Annotated in this window: 15 protein-coding genes and 2 pseudogenes; 8 read left to right on the top strand and 9 right to left on the bottom strand. The window is 70.5% G+C overall.

What is annotated here, in order from left to right; genetic code table 11:
* Window positions 1-38: 38 nt before the first annotated feature.
* Window positions 39-1,613 (bottom strand): hypothetical protein, encoded by a 1,575-nt coding sequence (locus tag ACEZDG_RS05620; protein ID WP_380503176.1) that lies wholly within the window; start codon window positions 1,611-1,613, stop codon window positions 39-41.
* 201 nt (window positions 1,614-1,814) lie between these two features.
* Between ACEZDG_RS05620 and eno the strand changes: the two genes are divergently transcribed.
* The 5 genes from eno (at window position 1,815) to ACEZDG_RS05595 (ending at window position 6,840) form a co-directional block, all read left to right on the top strand.
* Complete coding sequence (eno, locus tag ACEZDG_RS05615) at window positions 1,815-3,098, top strand: phosphopyruvate hydratase (RefSeq protein WP_380503173.1); 1,284 nt, start codon at window positions 1,815-1,817, stop codon at window positions 3,096-3,098.
* 349 nt (window positions 3,099-3,447) lie between these two features.
* Window positions 3,448-3,996: a SigE family RNA polymerase sigma factor gene (locus ACEZDG_RS05610; protein WP_380503843.1), complete on the top strand. Its 549-nt coding sequence runs from the start codon at window positions 3,448-3,450 to the stop codon at window positions 3,994-3,996.
* Between the two features lie 98 nt (window positions 3,997-4,094).
* On the top strand, window positions 4,095-5,003 hold the full coding sequence (locus tag ACEZDG_RS05605) for a hypothetical protein (RefSeq protein WP_380503170.1): 909 nt from the start codon (window positions 4,095-4,097) through the stop codon (window positions 5,001-5,003).
* 14 nt (window positions 5,004-5,017) lie between these two features.
* Entirely contained in the window at window positions 5,018-6,037 is a 1,020-nt protein-coding gene (locus ACEZDG_RS05600; protein WP_380503167.1) for a C40 family peptidase, read from the top strand.
* Between the two features lie 47 nt (window positions 6,038-6,084).
* Window positions 6,085-6,840, top strand: a complete 756-nt coding sequence (locus ACEZDG_RS05595; protein ID WP_380503164.1) for an SOS response-associated peptidase — start codon at window positions 6,085-6,087, stop codon at window positions 6,838-6,840.
* Between the two features lie 198 nt (window positions 6,841-7,038).
* On the opposite strand, the gene ACEZDG_RS05590 is transcribed toward ACEZDG_RS05595, so the two are convergent.
* Window positions 7,039-8,502, bottom strand: a complete 1,464-nt coding sequence (locus ACEZDG_RS05590; protein ID WP_380503161.1) for an MFS transporter — start codon at window positions 8,500-8,502, stop codon at window positions 7,039-7,041.
* 206 nt (window positions 8,503-8,708) lie between these two features.
* Between ACEZDG_RS05590 and ACEZDG_RS05585 the strand changes: the two genes are divergently transcribed.
* Entirely contained in the window at window positions 8,709-9,632 is a 924-nt protein-coding gene (locus ACEZDG_RS05585) for a helix-turn-helix transcriptional regulator (protein WP_380503158.1), read from the top strand.
* 24 nt (window positions 9,633-9,656) lie between these two features.
* Here ACEZDG_RS05585 and ACEZDG_RS05580 read toward each other — a convergent pair whose 3' ends face one another.
* Entirely contained in the window at window positions 9,657-13,061 is a 3,405-nt protein-coding gene (locus ACEZDG_RS05580; protein WP_380503155.1) for a glycosyl hydrolase, read from the bottom strand.
* Between the two features lie 422 nt (window positions 13,062-13,483).
* On the bottom strand, window positions 13,484-13,753 hold the full coding sequence (locus ACEZDG_RS05575; protein ID WP_380503152.1) for a hypothetical protein: 270 nt from the start codon (window positions 13,751-13,753) through the stop codon (window positions 13,484-13,486).
* Window positions 13,754-14,032: 279 nt separating this feature from the next.
* Here ACEZDG_RS05575 and ACEZDG_RS05570 point away from each other — a divergent pair, with 279 nt between their 5' ends.
* Both ACEZDG_RS05570 and ACEZDG_RS05565 read left to right on the top strand, forming a co-directional pair.
* On the top strand, window positions 14,033-14,353 hold the full coding sequence (locus ACEZDG_RS05570) for a hypothetical protein (RefSeq protein WP_380503149.1): 321 nt from the start codon (window positions 14,033-14,035) through the stop codon (window positions 14,351-14,353).
* Window positions 14,354-14,995: 642 nt separating this feature from the next.
* A pseudogene (locus ACEZDG_RS05565) lies at window positions 14,996-15,079 on the top strand (IS5/IS1182 family transposase); the annotation flags it as partial.
* Between the two features lie 105 nt (window positions 15,080-15,184).
* Here ACEZDG_RS05565 and ACEZDG_RS05560 read toward each other — a convergent pair.
* The 5 genes and pseudogenes from ACEZDG_RS05560 to ACEZDG_RS05540 all read right to left on the bottom strand — a co-directional run bounded on the left by ACEZDG_RS05560 (window position 15,185) and on the right by ACEZDG_RS05540 (window position 18,747).
* Entirely contained in the window at window positions 15,185-15,766 is a 582-nt protein-coding gene (locus tag ACEZDG_RS05560; RefSeq protein WP_380503146.1) for an SMI1/KNR4 family protein, read from the bottom strand.
* A gap of 190 nt (window positions 15,767-15,956) precedes the next feature.
* Window positions 15,957-16,481: pseudogene (locus ACEZDG_RS05555) on the bottom strand (SMI1/KNR4 family protein); the annotation flags it as partial.
* A gap of 77 nt (window positions 16,482-16,558) precedes the next feature.
* Complete coding sequence (locus ACEZDG_RS05550) at window positions 16,559-16,885, bottom strand: hypothetical protein (protein WP_380503143.1); 327 nt, start codon at window positions 16,883-16,885, stop codon at window positions 16,559-16,561.
* Between the two features lie 192 nt (window positions 16,886-17,077).
* Window positions 17,078-18,256: a spore photoproduct lyase family protein gene (locus tag ACEZDG_RS05545; protein ID WP_380503140.1), complete on the bottom strand. Its 1,179-nt coding sequence runs from the start codon at window positions 18,254-18,256 to the stop codon at window positions 17,078-17,080.
* Between the two features lie 26 nt (window positions 18,257-18,282).
* Window positions 18,283-18,747 (bottom strand): phage tail protein, encoded by a 465-nt coding sequence (locus tag ACEZDG_RS05540; RefSeq protein WP_380503138.1) that lies wholly within the window; start codon window positions 18,745-18,747, stop codon window positions 18,283-18,285.
* Window positions 18,748-18,877 lie beyond the last annotated feature (130 nt).

Below are 18,877 nucleotides of genomic sequence, written 5' to 3'. Positions count from 1 at the left end.
GGGCGCCGTGGTGGCATCCGGGACGGGACGGGGGCGGGTCAGCCCACGTTGAACGCGCGGTAGACCGACTCGGTGGAGGAGGCCCCCGCCGTGTCGACCACGACCGTGCGCAGCGCGACCAGGCCCTTGCTGCCGGGCTCGGGTACCTTGGCCACCCACTGCGACCCGGACTTGCGGACGCTGAGGGCGTGCCAGGTCTTGCCGCCGTCGTGCGAGGCGTAGACCTTCAGTGACTTGATGTGCTCGGCGGCGAAGGGCTCGCCCTGCCACTCCGCGGTGCTGCGCAGCACCGAGATCGCGACCGAGGTGGTGCTGCGCTCGGGGGCGCTGTTGCTGCTGTTCAGCCCGGCCGGGTTGAACGTGGTCAGGTAGCCGGGGCTGACCTGGGAGTGCTTGGGATCGGCGTGGAAGTGCCAGTCCAGCGTGACCGTGCTGGACAGCGGCGCGGCGTGGACCCGCGTCGAGGAGTCCGTGAGGACGTACCAGCCGGCCTTGGCGAGGTGCACCGAGAAGGTGCCGCCCGAGCCGTACTTGGTGGTGATGGTCTGGCTCTTGAGGACCTTGCCGCCCAGACTGAGCGTGATCTTGTTGTGGGTGTCCACGTTGGTCTGGGTGTGGTCGTCCCCGATGGTCTGCTCGGGGTTGTAGGTGAGGCTCCGGTTGGCGACCACCGGGAGCCCGGAGGTGGGCCCGTAGACGGCCGCGCCGAAGGCCTGCCCGTAGCTGTGGCCGGCCTTGAAGGTCCTGCCGTTGGTGTAGACGTTGTCCCCGTCGCTGTTGTAGCCGTTGAGGGACCAGTCGCCCGGCGTGACGTAGGCGGTGGCGTTGTAGGGGCCGGTGGTCCGTACGAAGGCCGAGCCGTACACCATGTCCTCGCACAGCGTGCTGCGGTCGGTCGGGCCGACGTTGATCTCCCCGGTCGGCGTGGGCGTCTCCCCGGAGCGCACCCACAGCGCGACCTTCGCCAGGCCCGACCGGCGGTAGGACGCGGACGGCGTGGTCGGCATCCCGGTGGTCGCCCGGGTCACGTAGTACGCCGTCTGGGTGGTCTTCCCGTTGACCAGCTCGTCGGAGACCCAGCTGTCCAGCCAGGCGAAGTGGAAGTAGGTCGAGCCCGGGTTGGGGACCTCGTAGATCTGCCCCGGCACGTTGTAGGCGCCGGCCAGTCCGCTGCTGTCGTCGCCCGAGCAGACCGCCGCGGTCTGGAGGCTGCGGTACTGCTTGCCCGCCGCGCCGGACAGCGCGTCGACCGAGGAGCGCACCAGCTTGCCCCTACGGGCGTCCAGGGTCAGCTTGTTGTTGCCGGTGACCGAGTAGCGGACCCCGACGAGGGTGTCGGACATCAGGTACGGCGAGGTGTTCGGCGTCTCGATGTCGACGGTGACCGACCAGAGGCCCTTGGCCAGCGAGACCCGCCTGCCGCTCTTGGCCGAGACATACTTCCCGGTCCTGGTGTTGACCAGGTTCAGGTCCGATGTGATCTTCGCACCGTTGCGACCGATGGTGGTCACGGTGAGGCTGCTCCCGGCTGCCTGCGCCGGAGTGGCGGACAGTGTGCCGAGCACCGGTACCAACGCCGTTGCCACGGCGAGGCCCAGCGGTATTCGCCGCATGGCGATCCCCCCTGTGTGTGAGTTGTGAGCGTGACGATAGCCCCACGCCACCCGGCCCCACACGGCGGGTGGCGCTCCGCCGCAGCACAGACCGGTGGCACGATCCTTTCGGGCAGTGGCGATCACGCCGCTGTCGTCCGTGCGTGCCGCACGGGAGCCTGGGAGGGAGCCGAACAGGGACAACCACATGTGGGGAGCAGCATGACCGCCATCACCAGGATCACGGGACGCGAGATCGTCGACAGCCGGGGCAACCCCACCGTCGAGGTGGACGTCGAACTGCGGGACGGTTCGACCGGCCGTGCCGCCGTGCCCTCGGGCGCCTCCACGGGTGCGCGCGAGGCCGTGGAACTGCGCGACGCGGAAGCGGGGCGCTTCCACGGCAAGGGGGTCAGGCGCGCCGTCGACTTCGTCAACGGAGAGATCGCAGCCGCCGTGCTGAATCTCGACGCCGAGGACCAGGCCGCCGTCGACGGGGTGCTGATCGACCTGGACGGGACGGCGAACAAGGCCCGGCTGGGCGCCAACGCGATCCTGGGCGTCTCGCTCGCGGTGGCCAAGGCCGCGGCGGCGTCCCACCGCCTCCCGCTGTACCGGTACGTCGGGGGAGTGGACGCGCGGCTGCTGCCGGTGCCGATGATGAACATCATCAACGGCGGCGCGCACGCCGACAATCCGCTGGACTTCCAGGAGTTCATGATCGCGCCGATCGGCGCGGCCACCTTCGCCGAGGCCGTCCGGATGGGCTCCGAGGTCTTCCACACCCTGCGCCGGGACCTCCTCGCCGCGGGCCACAGCACCGGGGTCGGTGACGAGGGGGGATTCGCCCCGAATCTGCGCACCGCTGAGGAGGCGCTGGAGTTCGTCCTCGGCGCGGTCGAGCGCACCGGCTACAAGCCGGGCCAGGACATCACCCTGGTCATGGACCCCGCCACCTCCGAGTTCTTCCGCGACGGCGTCTACGACTACACGGGGGAGGGCCTTCGGCGCACGGTCGAGGAGCATGTGGACTACCTGGCCGGCCTGGTCGCCCGCTACCCGGTCGCCTCCATCGAGGACCCGATGGCCGAGGACGACCTGGACGGCTGGCGGCTGCTCATGGCGCGCCTCGGCGACCGCTGCCAGCTCACCGGGGACGACGTCTTCTGCACCAACGAGACCCTGCTGCGTGAGGGGATCCGGAACGGCGTCGCCAATTCGGTCCTGGTGAAGGTCAACCAGATCGGCACCCTGACCGAGACCCTGGCCACCGTCGGCACCGCCCACCGCGCCGGCTACACGGTGGTGATGTCGCACCGCTCCGGGGAGACCGAGGACACGACCATCGCCGACCTCGCCGTCGCCACGGGCTGCGGCCAGATCAAGACGGGATCGCTCTCCCGCTCGGACCGCACCGCCAAGTACAACCAGCTCATCCGCATCGAGGAGGAACTGGGCAGCCAGGCGCGCTACGCGGGCAGGGAGGCGCTCGGCCTGCGCCGATAGACAGCAGTGATCTATGTCACCCCGGCCCGGGAGGCCTTGGCGGGCCGGGGGCGGGCGGGGCGACGGGCGTCCCGCGGCGGTCGTTTTCGACCTCGGCGTCGACGTGGGCGCTCCGGTCGACCGGGTCCGTGGCCACCAGGGTTCCGCGGGCGGCCAGTTGGCGTGGCACGCGGTGAGCGGGACCCCGGGGTGCGGGTGGATCCCGGCCGGGCCCGGTCCGCGTGGAGGGCTCCGCCGCACGGTCCTGCGGCGCGGGGCGGTGCGGCGGCGCCGCGCGGTTCACCGAAGTTTTTCGGGATCGGGCTGCAACAGAACCGCGCGGTCGTGGCGTTAGTCGGGCATGGAACAGATGACAGCCACTGGTACGCAGGCACGCTCGCGGGGCCGGGTCCAGGATCCTGTCGACTTCCAGGACTTCGCCCTGGGCCGGGGCGGCCAGTTGTTCCGGACGGCGTTCCTGCTGACCGCGGGGGACGCGCACCTGGCCGAGGACCTGGTGCAGGAGGCGCTGGGGCGGATGTTCGCCCGCTGGGGGCGGCTGTCGGGCCTGGAGAATCCGGCCGGCTATGCGCAGACGGTCCTGGTCAGTGTCTTCGTCTCGCAACGCCGCAAGCGCAGCAGCAGTGAGCTGCCGACCGAGGTCCTGGCGGAGCAGGCGGGCGGCCCGGCCGGGCAGGAGGACCCCGCGTTGCGGGTCACCCTGCTGACCGCGCTGCGCCAGCTCGCGCCGCAGGACCGGGCCGTCCTGGTGCTGCGCTACTGGGAGGACCGAAGCGTGGAGGAGACGGCAGCCGCGCTGCGGCTGTCGTCCACGGCGGTGCGCTCGCGCAGCAGTCGGGCGCTGGAGCGGTTGCGCGGGGTGCTGGGCAGCGGCTTCGCCGAAATCGCCGAGCGCTGACCGCGCCCCACGCCGGAACGGCCCGGAACGGCCCGGAACGGCCCAGAACGATCATCGATCAGATCTCATCATCGAGCAGGGAAGCAGAGGTGTGCGGCATGTCGTCAGACATGGAGGCCGACCTGGTGCGGCAGCTGCGGGAGGCGGCCGAAGCGGCCGTGCAACCGGCTCCGCAGGGCCTGTACGCGGGGGCGGTGGGGCGCGGGCGCCGGATCCGTCGTCGGGTCAGAATCAAGCGGGTGGTGGCGGGCGCGGCGACGCTGGGAGTGGTCGCCGCGGTGGGCGTGCCGCTGCTGGGCGGCGCGTCGACGACGACCACAGGGACGGCAGCCGCGTCCACGACCAGGGCCGCCGCCGGCAGTACCCGGACAGCTGCGCCGACGCCGACGCCGCCCAGCACGGCCTGGATGCCGGCCTATGTGGAGCAGACGCTGAAGTCCCTGCTCCCGGCGGGCTCCACCACGGTCAAGGAGGCCGACCTCGGCGGGGTCTCGCTGCAGGTGTTCGCCCCCGAGGTGCAGGCGCCCGGCGGCCAGTCGTTGGCCGTGGTCAGGACGGACCTGGAGACCCCCAACGGCAAGTCCACCATCTCGCTGAGCGTGGGCAGCTCCGCCCAGGACCTCCGCTGCCCCAGCAAGGCGGTCGCACCCCACGACGTCTGCACCAAGACCCCCGTGGCCGGCGGCACCTTCTACGTGGACAAGTCTTTCAAGGACTACACGCACGGGACCGGTGTCGCGATCTGGTCCCTGGCCTGGAACGGGCCCGACGGCCAGGGGCTCTACCTCGGCATGTCGTCCAGCGCGCCCGCCCAGGCGCTGACGGTCCCGCAGGCGCAGGCCCTGCTGACGGCAGCGGCCTGGGAGCGGGTGTGGAAGGCGCTGCCGGCCCCCTGCCGCTACGGCGTGATGTCCGTCCCGCACCCGACCCGGACGCAGGTGCTGGAACAGGCGAACCTGTTCGTCTGCGCCACCAGCCCGGCTGCCGCCCAGCACGCCCCCGAGTGAAGGAGCCCGCCTGCATGGCGTCCCATCGTCGTCCCAAGAGTCCGAGCCGGGCCCGCATATCGGTGCTCAGCGCCGCCGCGGCCACCGTCGCGCTGACCGCGGTCGCCACGCAGTCCGCGCAGGGCGCGCCGAAGCCGAGCGCCGGGCAGCTCAAGGCGCAGATCGACCAGCAGAACCAGGAGGCCGACAAGGCGGTTCAGCAGTACGACGCCATGCAGACCCAGCAGCAGACACTGCAGAAGCAGGTGAGCATCCTCCAGGACCAGGTCGCGCGTCAGCAGGCCCTGGTGAGTGCCAAGTCCGTGGTGCTCGGCCAGATCGCCGGCGCGGAGTACCGCAGCGGGTCGATCGACCCCTCGGTGCAGCTGATGCTGGCCGCGGATCCCACCGAGTACCTCAACCAGGCGTCCGCGATGAGCAGGGTGACCGACAGTCAGGCCGAGCTGCTGGGCGAGCTCCAGGGCGAGCAGGCGACGCTGGCCCGGGAGAAGGCCGAGGCCGAGAGCAAACTCAAGGCGCTCGACGACACCGGCAGGCAGCTCGCCGCGGCCAAGACGGCGGTGCAGCAGAAGCTCGCCGCCTCCAAGGCCGAGCTCGCCTCGCTGACCGCCTCCCAGCGCACCGCGGTCACCAAGCTGGAGAACGCCGGCAGCAGCAGCACGTACCACCCCGCGTCCGGCGGTTCCGGTGTCCAGGCGAGGGCCTTCGCCGCCGCGGAGACCAGGCGCGGCGACCCCTACGTCTGGCAGCACAACGGGCCCGACAGCTTCGACTGCTCCGGGCTGATGCAGTGGGCCTACAAGCAGGCCGGCCTCTCGATCGGCCGCACCACCTACGACCAGATCAACTACGGCACCGTGGTCACCTCGACGGCCGACCTCCAGATCGGCGACCTGGTCTTCTTCAACAACAACACCCATGTGGGCATGTACGCGGGCGACGGGATGATCCTGCACGCCCCGCACACCGGCACCGTCGTCAAGTTCGAAAAGATGAGCTACGTCGGCACGATCTACGCCATGCGCCACATCTAGGGTCCGTCCGGCCCACCGCGCGCCGCATCCGCACTACGGTGGTGCCCATGTGCGGCCGATACGTCTCCACTCGAAGCCCCGAGGACCTGGCTACCGCGTTCCACGCGTCCCTGCCGGACCCGGGGCCGGACCTGGCTCCGGACCTGGTTCCGACCCCGTCGTGGAACGTCGCGCCCACCGACCGGGTGTGGGGTGTGCTGGAACGCGTGGCCAAGGACGACGCCGCGGCGGTCGCGCGGGAGCTGCGCCCGCTGCGGTGGGGGCTGGTGCCGTCCTGGGCGAAGGACCTCTCGGTCGGTGCCCGGATGATCAACGCGAGGGTGGAGACGGTCCACGAGAAGCCGTCCTTCCGCAAGGCGTTCACCTCCCGGCGCTGCCTGCTGCCCGCCGACGGCTACTACGAGTGGATCCCGGTCCCGGCAACGAAGGGGGTGAAAGCGCACAAGCAGCCCTACTTCCTGACTCCGCAGGGCGGGGGCGGGATGGCGATGGCCGGCCTCTACGAGTTCTGGAAGGACCCGGCCGTGGCCAGGGACCAGCAGGAGTGGGTGGTGTCCTGCACGATCATCACCACCGAAGCCACCGACGCCGCCGGACGGGTCCACCCGCGGATGCCGCTGACCATCGCCCCGGAGGACTTCGCCGACTGGCTGAACCCGGAGCACCATGACGTCGCGGACCTGCGGGCGCTGCTGGCGGTGCCGGCCGGCGGCGAGATCGAGGTTCGGCCGGTGTCGCTCGCGGTGAACAACGTCCGCAACGACGGCCCGCAGCTGCTGGACGACGCCCCCGCCACGTCCTGACCCGGGTTCCTGGCCTGAGCACGGGCCCGGCCCGGCGGGAAGATGCGCGGTCGGTGGGCGGCTCGTAGCGTGGATGGGCGTCGTCTGCGTGGACGAATCGGGGTTCACGGTGCAGCGGCTGTGTCGCTTGGTCGCCCGGCACACGCAGACGACGCCCGGCCCTGCCGGACCCTCGCACCACTACCACCACTACCACCGCTACCGCGCGGTCGGCCGGGCGCCGCGCAGGAACAGGGCGCTGGTGAGGACACCGAGGAGCACCAGGGCGGCGTTGACCGCGATGGCGACCTTCAGACCGCCGAGGACGGCCGAGGCCCCGGTGCCGGCCATGGCCGCGGTGGCCACGGCGCTCATGATCGGTGTGCCCATGGTGATGCCGACCTGCTGGGTCATCGTGGCGAGGCCGGTGGCCAGGCCCTGTTCGTGGTCGGCGAGCCCCGAGGTGGCCGTGACCATGAAGCCCACGATGACGAGCATGTTGCCGACACCGCCGACGAAGCTGGCGACCAGCATCAGCACCATGGACGAGCGGTCCTCGCCGAGGCCGAGCAGGGCCGCGGTGAACACCGCCTGCAGCATGCCGCCCACGATCAGTGTCCGCTTGCTGCCGATCCTCCCGATGACCCTCGGGGCTGTGCTGCCGCCCAGCACCGTTCCGGTCCCGAGGACGCCGAAGGAGAGGCCGGCGGCGAGCGGGGAGAAGCCGAGCACGTCCTGGAGGTAGAGCGTCAGCGGGAAGACCAGCGAGGTCTCGGTGAGGAAGGCGACCAGACCGGCGACATTGCCCCAGGCCACCGACCGTTTGCCGAGCACACCGAGCGGCATCAGCGGCGCCGGCACCGTGCGCTCGACGGCGTAGAACACCAGCAGCAGCACCGCTCCGGCCGCCAGTGGCACCAGGGCGTCCGCCGACCCCCAACCCCGCTCGCCCGCCCGGGTCAGCCCGAAGACGACGGCCAGCAGGCCGAGGGTGACGCTGACGGCGCCGGGCAGGTCCAGCCGGGGGCGCTCGTCCGGCCGGGAGTCCTTGATCACCCTCGGGGCGATCACCAGCACGGCGAGGGCGACGGGCACATTGATGAAGAAGGCCCAACGCCAGGACAGCAGGTCGGTCAGCACACCGCCGAGGATGGCGCCGGTGGTGAATCCGGTGGACATCAGCGCCCCGTTGAGGCCGAGCGCCTTGGCGCGCAGCGGGCCCTCCGGGAACGAGGTCGTCATCAGCGACAGCCCGGCCGGGGTCACGGCGGCGGTGGCCAGGCCCTGGAAGACGCGGGCCGCGATCAGCGTCTCCTGGTTCTGCGCCAGCCCGCCCAACAGCGAGGCCGCGCCCAGGACGGCGAGGCCGCCGAGGAACAGCCGCCGGCGGCCGAACAGGTCCGCGACCCGGCCGAAGAGCAGGGTGAAGCCCGCCGCGCAGAGGGCGAAGGAGGTGGCGATCCACGGCAGGTTCGCCAGCGAGAAGCCCAGGCCCTCGCCGATCACCGGCAGCGCGACATTCAGCACGGCGAAGTCCACGGCCAGCATGAACTGCGTGGCGAGCAGCAGGACCAGCACCAGCCGGAGCCGGGGAGTGAGCACTGCTGCTGCCGCCGGGTCGGCGGTGGGGCCAGCCGCGGTGTCGGGCGCGGTGCCGGGCGACTCCGTACCAGTGACTGTCATGACGTCGGGTCCTCTCCTCATGGGCTTGTGGGGAAAGGCTCGTCGGCGCTCGGATTCCCAGCCAGAACCCTGCGCTGCGCATCCGGCGCGAGAGTAGTCATCGCAGCACCACTCTCACGGCTCCCGGCCCCCGGGGCCGGCGGGCATGATGGGGAGCGTCAGAGGCGGGCCACCGCCTGTCGCAGTCCGCCGACCCGGAGGCTTGTATGAGCGCCCCGTCCGAGCTGGGAGACTTCCTCAGGTCGCGCCGCGCGGCGCTGCGTCCCGAGGACGTGGGCATCACCCCGCATCCGACCCGCCGCCGGGTCACCGGGCTGCGCCGCGAGGAGCTGGCGACGCTGGCCAACGTCAGCATCACCCACTACACCCGTCTCGAACAGGGTCGAGCCAGCACCGCCTCCGACGGCCTGCTGGAGGCAATCGCGCGCACCCTGCGGCTGACCGACGACGAGACGGCCCACCTGAAGGACCTCGCGCGTCCCGGTCCCGTGCCGCCCCGCCCCGGACAGGCCCGGGTGGCGCAGGCCAGTGCCTCGACGCGGCAGCTGCTGGCGGCCATGGCCGAGGTACCGGCCCTGGTCCTGGACCGGCGCAACGACGTTCTGGCTTGGAACCGACTGGGCCATGCGCTGCTTGCCGGACACCTGGCACTCGCCGCCCCCGACACCCCCGCCGCCCGCCCCAATCTGACCTGGATGCTGTTCCTCGACGAGCAGTACCGGGCGCTGTACACGCATTGGCACGAACAGGCCGAACTCGCGGTGGCCGCACTGCACCTGGACGCCGGCCGGCACCGGGAGGACCGCGCGCTGGCCGAGCTGGTCGGCCGACTCACCATGAGCTGCGACGAGTTCGCCGCCCTCTGGGCCCGGCACCCGGTGCGCACCTGCACCTCCGGGGTGAAGCAGCTGCGTCATCCGCTGGTCGGTGCGATGGAGCTCAGCTTTGAGAATCTCGTCATCCCCGGCGCCTCGGGCCAACGCCTGATCGCCTACACCGCCGAACCCGGCTCACCCTCGGAGGCGGCCCTGCGACTGCTGGGCAGCGCGACGGCGCCGGTGGCGCAGGACAGGACTGTGCTGCGCCACCTCTCCGACACTGCGGTGGAGTCGGCGCTGAGGTCAGGCTGACGGTCTGTCAGCATCCTTGGCCGGTCAGTGTGGTTGGGCGGACAGCCGGACCTGCTCCAAGCGCTCCGGAAGCAACTGGACCGGGCCGAGCAGCCCGGACGCTATCGGGTCGCCGTGCGCGTTGGCACCGGTGTTGGTGACGCGCACCCGCACCACGTTGTCGCCCCTGCGCAGCGCCTCGGTGACGTCGATCCGGTACGGCGCCCAGAGCCGGGGCGGCATTTGCACACCGTTGACGACGACCTGGGCGACATCGTGCACCTCACCCAGGTCCAGGGTCCAGACCCGGCCGGAGAGGGTTGCGGCGTCGAGGGTGAAGCGTCGCTCGTAGAAGGCGGAGCCGGAGTAGGTGGGGTTCAGGTCGGTCCAGGATCCGAGCGGGCGGTCGGCCAACTGCGTTCCTGCCGCGTCGAAGCGGAAGCTCCAGTCGCCGTCGAGCGGAACGGCGGCCAGCGTGTCGGTGACGGCGGTGCTGCCCGCGAACCGGCGGCTGCCGCTCCGCGCGACCACCCGCACCGTCCCGGGGAGCGACACCCGCACGGTCGCGGTGGCGGAGTTCCCCTTGACCGTCACCGACTCCACCGGCGCGGTGGACTCGATCGCATGGGCCGGACCGTCTTGGCCGGTGGCGCGGAAGACGACCAGCAGCGCCGCCTTCGCCTCCAGCCGCAGCGACACCGCCGTGCCCGCTATGCCCGACGTGCCCGCCGTGCCTCCAGCGGACCGGCCGGACCGGCCGGGGAACGGCGCCGGGTGCCAAACGCCGGCCGCGACCGTCCTCCCGGTGTCGGGGTCGCACAACTGCGGCGCTCCCAGCGCGGGAAACGTCGCGGTGACCTCGACCGCCTGGGCGTGCTCGTTGTTGAGCAGGAACGACTGCTCGTTGCCGCGCTCCAACCGCAGCACGCGCAGTTCCGGCGTCGGCGGCGACAGCACGACCGCCGCACCGCCCGCCGCAACGACCAGTGCCGCGGCCGACGTCACGTCCGTCGCCCGGTGGGCGCGGGAGGCGCGTGCTCCGGAGAAGAGCTTGGCCAGCGCAGCCGCCAACTCCCGGTCCTGGCCCGCGGCTTCCTGGACCGGCAGGTCGCCCACCGCCACCAGCGTCCCGCCGCCGTCCACGAAGGAGAGGAGCATGGACGCGGCACCGAGCGAGAGCATGGGCGCCTGCGGCAGTACCAGGATGCCGTACTGCTGCCGTCCGACGACCAACTCACCGCCGCGCGGCCGTCCGTGCTCGATCAGCGCGGGGTCGCCGGTGAGCGCGCCCTCGTCCACGAAGTCGAAGTCGATCTGCTGGTCCTCCAGGGCGTGCACCGCGCCGATGAACGCGTCGTCGATCGCGGACTGCTGCGGGTAGCCCTGGAACGCCTCCGCGGCACGCTGCGGCTGCAGCAGTGCGGTGCGGGCCCTCGGGGTGGCCCGGGCCGCCTCCACCAGGCGTCCGATCCACTCGTTGAGCGGCGAGGACAGGTCCCACCACGGGTTGACCGGCTGGAACGGCGGCGCGAACACGATGTTGTTCGAGTCGGAGAAACGCGCGTGCAGCAGCACCTTGTTGATGCCCCGGACGACGAACGCCCCGATCACCTCACGGGTGAACGCCGGGGTGACCTGCCACCCGGTGGCGCCCATGGCCTCCAGGTACACGCGGTCGCGCCCGGTCTGGTGGGCCGCGCTGGCCGGCCAGCGCGGCAGGGTCCGGTAGTAGCCGACCTGGTACTGGTCGGTGATCAGGTCGGTGCCGGGCACCTGGGCCCACTGGTGGGCGGTGTTGAGGTTTCCGGTGCTCATGACCTGCTCCGCGGGACCGTACTCGTCCCACAGCGGGTTGGAGATCAGCTGGAGCCCGTGCCGGCCCATCCAGGTGCCGACGCCCTTGTAGTAGCCCGAGGAGAAGCGGTTGGAGACCGCGCGCCAGAAGAGCCCGCGCAGGCTGCGCCCCTGCGCGCCGAGGTCGTCGTGGACCGAGGACAGCACGATGCCGAGCCCTGCCTTCCCGCTCACCCCCGTGCTCCCGCTCAGGCGGTCGACCTCGTCGGCCAGACTCGGCGACCAGGGCACGGTCGCCCACTCGGCGTCCGCGGACGCCACGAACGGCTCGTCGTCGGCGAACCCGAGCAGCACCTTGCCGACGGCCCACGGGAACCGGCGGACGTACTCGCCCGGGACGATGTCCATGAACAGGCTGACCGCCTCGTCGTCCAGCAGATCGAGGTAGTTGCGCCGGCTGCCGCCGGAGTCGGCCAGCAGCCGCCAGGTGAAGACGTCCACCTGCCACTGCCCGTCCGGCGCCTTCCAGGTCCCGCCACCGCGCACGGTGTCGGTGAGGTCGATCATGGTCGGGACCACCTCGCCGGTGGCTCCGACCGGCCGGGCCGAGGCGGCGAAGGCCACACCGAGGTCGTCGGGTGTCACGAAGTCGTCCACGGACGAGGCGTCGTCGAAGGTGTCGGCGAACAACTGCCCGCCGTCCGCCCCGGTCACGGTCAGGCTGTCCCAGGACGAGGACTGGGTCGCGGTGGCCCGTACCCCGACCGTCCCGGCGCCGAAGGTCGGGTCGGAGACCGGCGGGAGGGCGGTGCCGTCCAGGGACGGTGTGATCTGCTGCCCCTGGACGGTGACTTGGAGCGCGTGGTCGTCGGCCGGGTCGAAACCGGCGACGCCGGCCCCTTGGCGCAGCAGGGCGAAGCCGCCGTCCACCTGGCGCCAGAGGTCGATCCCGCCGTCGGCCCGCAGGTCCGCCAGGTAGCCGTTCTTCGGGTCCGAGCAGCGCACCATCAGGCCCGCGGTGCCGGAGCCGATGCGGACGGTGGCGTTGACGGTGTAGTCCGTCCAGCCGGTGCCGCCCTTCAGGACGCGGACACCGTCGTACGCGGCGGCGTCCACGACCAGCCGCCCGTCGGCCACGCTCAACGCCCGCCCGGCCAGCGGGACCGACGCGCCACCGGCGACCTGCGTGCTGCTGCGGGTGACGCCCTTGGTCCGCAGGTCGGGGCGCGGCCGGTAGCTGCGGTCGCCGACCTTGCCGCCGTTCACCACGAAGCCGCCGGCCCGGCCGCTGGGGAAGAAGTCGTCGTTGAACAGCCACACGTGCATACCGTGCAGCTCGGCCTGGCGCAGCGTGTGCTCGACGATGGCGAACCACGCCTCGGTGAAGAAGGCCGGTTGCAGGGCGGTGGTGTCGAACGGGAAGACGAGCACCTCGGTCACGCCCTTGGCACGCATGTCCGCCAGCGACGCGTCCACCAGCTCCGTGGTCACGGTGCCGTTCCAGAACCAGAGGATCAGCGGCATGCTGTCCCCGGCCGGCCGGGCGAACCTGGCGGCCGAGAAGGCCTCGTGGCCGGCCGGCTCCGCGGCGTACGCGGGCTGCCAGAAGCTGGCGGTGCCGCCCACGGCCGCAGCCGCCGCCGCGAGTTGGAGCACCCGCCGACGGGAGAGGGGGAAACCGCGGCGGGTCTGGTCTTGGGCGTCGGCTCCGGGTGCGCTTTTGGGCGTGGCTCCGGACGTGGCCCCGGCAGGGTCCGCACCATCGGTTGTCGGCGGGTACACGCGGTCGTTCATCGGAGCTCCCTCGGAGAGTGACGTCGACGGCCGAGCGGGTCCGCGGCCGGGCCGCCCTGTCCGGCGCGCCCTCGGCCACCCCTGCCCGATGGTGGGTTGAATTGTTTCAATCGAGTCGCCCTGGACACTAGGGGAGGGGATTGGCGAGCGTCAATGCTCGTGCAGCAGTCAGTTGTCTGGTCCGACAGAGCATCAGGCCCCTGGCGGTGCTGCGCGACGCGGCGAGGCGAGCGCGCCTGGCGCGACCCATGATTGAACGATTCAGTTGACGGCTCACAGGCCCACTACTGCGGCCAGCCGCCGGCAGCGCTCGGCGAGGGCCCCAGTGCGAGGAGATAGGCGCGGCAGCGCGGACGGGCCTGCGTCAGCGCGTCAGCCTGCGCCAGGGACAGACCCTGACGTTTCGCCGTCGCCGCCGTGGCGGGGAGCAGCGCGCGGACGATGTCGTTCTCGCCGCTGGAAAGCCCCATCTCCTGGTAGTCCAGGCCAGTGTCACTGCCGGGTGTGAGCAGGTAGCGCACCCAGTAGGCCACCGAGTCCGCGCACTCCTCCACGGCATCGGCTGAGGCCGTGGCCCCGGCAGGGGACGGCGCGGGCGAACGGGTCTGGGCCCCGCACCCGGAGCAGAGCGGCAACAGCAACAACAACGCGGTGGCGATGAGTGACATCCGACGCGAGCCCATGGCCCAGTGTCAGCCCTGCCACCGCCGGAGTCCAAACCTGTGGTGTGCCGACCGACGCACCGTCAGCTTGGTCTGCGGTGGCGGAGTAGGCGCGTAGGCGCCCACAAAAATGGCTGGCCCCGGGCGCGATCTGTGCTGGATCCTGAGCGTATGCCTCGACGCCTGATGTTCGTGCAGTTGAAGACCGGTTACAACACGGACCGTGGACCCTCGTGGATCGGGTGGGTGGACTTCTCGAAGACCTGGAGCACCGCGTACTTTCACGGCCGGACACTGCGCCGGGCAGCGGGGATGTCCGATGCGAACTTCTACGACGTGCAGACCGACGAGAAGTTCTGGGTCTCCGGGCCGAAGCGGGACCGCACCGACACCCGCTACGGCCCCTCCAACGCTGAAGTCGAGCCGGACGCCGTCGAGACCTACCACGCCTTCCTGGAGGGTGTCGCCCTGCCGGGCCGGGAGAACGGCTAGGCCATTTCGTTCGAAGGCCCTCGGCGCCAACGGATCTACTCGGGCCGGACGTTGAGCACCTGTGTCTGAACCCCTGCTTTGGGTAGCGTGGAGGCTCGGCCTGGCTGGATGTCTGAGGGCGCCGGGCGGGCTGGAGAGCGGAAGTGCAGGGGCTGTGGCGGTCGGCTGAGGTCGGCGTCGTGGCCTGACGCCCTGTAAGGAATCGTTCGGCGAACGGTCACAGTGACCCCACCGCGAACGGCACGCCCGATCGAGCTCGGCCAACTCCGGTGGTTTAGACGGCAATTGTTGTGATCAGCCGATAGGCGGTCCGGCGCTGCTGCTTGGAAGCGGGCTGTCTCCCGTCACGGCCAAGGGCCGTACCCGGCCCGCTGGTTGGTGCTGAACCATGCCCGGGGAGATCGAGCTGGCCGACAAGGTGGGCAGTGTCAGCTCCACGTGCTATGCGGAGATCGTGGCCAAGCTGCGGAAGCTGATCGAGACGACCAGTCGCGCGCAGTTCACGATCGGCGGCTACGCGCTGGAGGTCGAGCCGATGCGCGAGGCGGGCGGCCAGGAGCGGAGCGACGACCTGTTCACCGTGAAGGACTCGTTGTTCCGGCTGGCCGAGGACATCGGCGTGACCTACTCGTTGCTGAAGGGCGCCGCTGGGTCGTCGAGCGCAGTCACGCCTGGGTCATGCACGCCCGCCGACACGCCCGTGACTACGAACGGCTCGTGCAGCACTGATCGTCATGGCGGTCACCGTGGCGATCGCCACCAAGACCAACGCCGATTCACTGATGTGGGCTCCATCTTCCCATGACGCGCAGAACTTGGGCAGCAAGCCGTTCACTCGTCGTCGTCATCGAACCAGGAGTTGCCGGCAGCCCAGTGCTTGACCCAGCCGGCGAACCCGGAATCACCGTGCGGGAAAGCGGCCTCGCCAGGCTCGTAGTCGAACTCGGCACCGAACGGCACGGCTCCGTCCTCGAAGACGAGCCAGATGTGTCCGCGGCTCGGGCCGGCCACGACCAGATGCCAGTACATCCCGCAACCCTCGTCGCCAAGAATGACTGAACCATGATCTGACACTGCGTCGATCTCAGCTTGAATCTCCTCGACCGGCCGCGGATGGTCCGTCCAGATCCACCTGGATGCCAGGGGGAAGGGCTTGACCAGGTCACGCCCAGTGCCGCCGCCGCGCCAGCCATCCGGCAGAGAAGCTAGCGGCAGCAGCCCCCACTCTGGCGGGCCCTGGGTGGAACCGTCGCAGATCTCGGCAACGAAGGTGCGATAGGGCTCCGGAAGGACGATCCCGTGCTCGGCCTCGAAGACCCGCACAGCATCCCAGCCGAGGGCGGGAGCGCAGCCAGTGGTGAACGCGCCGCGGAGGGCATCGAGCTCCGCGGCGCGAGCGTGATCAGCATCCATGGTGCATTGCTACCAGCACGGTCCGACATCCCTGATGTCGCCCTCCCCAACCAGGGCACGGTTCTGATGGTGACGCGGCATGTCAGATCGGGAAGGGCAGAGGCTGCTGTCCGCTTTCGTACACCGGCTGCGCCGGGGGTGCTGGATGATCACTATCCAGATCGGCTGCTTGCTGCGAGAGTTCGAGTCCCTCGCAGAGGTCCATGATGAAGTCGTCGAATCCAGGGAAGTCCTGGGCAGCTGCGTGAATCACGGCACCGGCGGACCGGCGCCGGCCTGGCGCGAACCCCTCGGCGATCGCCGCGAACACCTGGTTGGGGCGTGAGTCGCGGTCCCGCTCGCGCGGATCAGCGGCCTCATACGGGCCGAGCCCGTCCGCCAGCAGCCACAAGAAGTCGCCCAGGTCCCGCGCGATCACGCCCGTCTCGCCCTCGGAGCCGAGGAAGACCACCGGCTGTTCGACGAGCGCCCGGTCCTGACGGACCAGCCAGAAGGCGGCGTATCCGCCAGTGCCATCCTGACCGAAGATACGGAAACCGTCGCCACTCAGTGTCACGTTGCCGGTCCAGGCCCGAAACCAGCTGGTTGTCTCCTCGGCGGACAGGAATCCGTCGAAGGGTTCGAAGTCAACGCCGTCGCCGTCGTCGTAGTCGAACGGGGCCGCCATCGCGGCAGCAAGTGCAGCAGGGAACTGTCGATCGTCGTCGAGCGTCACGCGGACAGGCTAGCGCCATGACCAAGCGAGGTCGGAAACAGGTACGGAGCCGGTGTCGCACTGGCTCGGCTCGTGCTTCAGCCTCGGTCGCCGACGTAGGGAGGCGAGGGCAGGTTCCATACGGCGTCTATTCTGCTGACGATCCGTCGGAGTTCCCGGGCGCCTTGCGGGGACATGGCCTGCATCACCGTGTCAAGGAGGAGGCGGCCTTCCAAGGGGTCGCCGCAGCAGTACCAGTGCACGTTGCCCCACTCGTAGTCGTGCCACAACTCGCGCGCGGGGCGGTGGACGTAGCTCTTCCACAGGCGGATCGCGTCGGCGACGGCCCCCGGGTGCAGATAGTTCCGAGTGCGCTCAAGACGGGCGATCTCGGACAGCGTCCGCGCGGAGACACCGTCGATCACCGGCCTTGCCTCCCTGGTCCGGGGACGGGGCTGGGCGGCTCGGATGTGTCCTGGCCGTCTACGCGGCATGGGCCTTTCGGTTCGTCATCACGCGGTCATGGTGCCATGTCCTCGCATGCGTATCGAATGAATTCATTCGTCCGGAAGCTCGGCTCCAGAGACCGCAGGGCCGCAGGGCCGCAGGGCTCAAGCTCAGAACGCGTAGCGGATGCGTAGCCATGGTGCGTGGGTCGCGATCAGCTCTCGTAGGCGGGCCAGGGCGTTGTGTTTGACCTCGCGGGCGTAGCGGACGTTGAGGGCGCCGTTCTCCGAGCGTTTGGCCTCCTGGGCGGCCGGTTGCCACAGGATGTCCTCGGCCCGGGGGTGCCAGCCGAGGTTGACCTCGTGGAGCTGCTGATTGTGGGTCAGCATGATGATCTCGGCGGCTGCCTGCTCCTTCACCCGGGCCGGGAGGACGTCGTCCAGATGGGCGAGCAGGTCGCCCCAGTCCCGCTGCCAGCCGGGGCGCAGCACCACCGGGGAGAGGTTGAAGTGCACCTCGTAGCCCGCGTCGAGGAAGTCGGCCGCCGCGGCGATGCGGTCCGCGACCGGGCTGGTGCGGATGTCCAGCAGACGGGAGTCGCTCGGTGGCATGAGCGAGAAGCGCACCCGGGTGCGGCCCTGCGGGTCCAGGGCGAGCAGGTCGGGGTTGACGAACTTGGTGGCGAACGAGGCCTTGGCGGTGGGCAGTCCGCGGAACGCGGCGATGAGGTCGGCCGTGTTGTCGCAGATCAGGGCGTCGACGGAGCAGTCGCCGTTCTCGCCGATGTCATACACCCAGGAGTGTGCGTCGCACTGGTTGGGCTCCCGTTTGGGCCCCTGCGCCTGTACGTGCCGGCGGAGGTGGGCGACGATCGCCTCGATATTGGTGAACAGGGTGATCGGGTTGGCGTAACCCTTGCGGCGTGGGACGTAGCAGTAGGCGCAGGCCATGGCGCAGCCGTTGGAGGCTCCGGGCGCGATCCAGTCGGCCGACCTGCCGTTGGGGCGGGTGCTGAGGGTCTGTCGGACGCCAAGGACCAGGGTCTCGGTCTTGACCCGGGTCCAGCGCGCGATGTTGCCGTCATTGCCGTGCAGGGACGGGATGCGCCAGTGGCTGGGCACCTCGACCACCGGGACCCCCGGCAGCCTGGCCAGGATCTGCCGGCCGCGCGGGGAGGCCAGCGCGGCGGGTTCGGCGTACACCTCCCGCACGTCCAGCATCCGCCTGGCCTGCGGACCGTCCCGGAAGCCGCCGCCGCTCGGCGGGGCGGCGGGCAGCGTGTCCTCCCAGCCGAAGAGCGCCTGCTGCTCGGGCCCTTCGGGGGACGGTCCGGACGGACGGTGGTTCACTGCGCCGCTCCGTCCGTCCCTCGGGCTCAGTATTCGCCCTTGATCACGAAGTAGGAGCCGCGGATCACGCCCGCCAGCTTTGACTTCTGACGCGCGAACTTGAAGCGCGATGCCAATTCCTCGGGAACGTCCATGCCCTCGGAGAGCTTGAATCCGACTGCGCGCTTCGCGTCGTCCGCGATGCTGTACATCACATTGATGGACAGGCCGGACTCGTAGAACACATAGGCCATCCGAATGCCGTCGACCTCGAAGGACGTCACCTCGAGCGGGCGGGAGGCGATGACGATGTCGCGCTCGTCGGCGAGGATGCGGGTCACCCAGTCGAGCGCCTCGGGTGCTTCGCTCGCGGGGCTGACGGTGAAAGCGTGATCGTACTTGTTCTTGTGATAACGCGCCTCGTTGGCGCGCAGTCCGGCGAGAGCCTCCGCGACCGGGGACGATTCCAGGCCGACGGTGGACACATTCACGAAGTCGACGACGTACGCCATGGGCCCTCCTGATGACGATCTATCAGGGCGACTGTAGTGCCAGTCGCACCGGACGGCCCGGGGGGACACGAGTTCGTCGCCCGATGACGGAAACCGTCAATGCGCGGCAGGCCGGTCCGACGGAGATCGA

This window comes from Streptacidiphilus alkalitolerans, from assembly GCF_042511045.1.
GTDB lineage: Bacteria > Actinomycetota > Actinomycetes > Streptomycetales > Streptomycetaceae > Streptacidiphilus > Streptacidiphilus alkalitolerans.
Note: the sequence above shows the minus strand (reverse complement) of the source record. Positions and strands in the feature narration are given on the sequence as shown.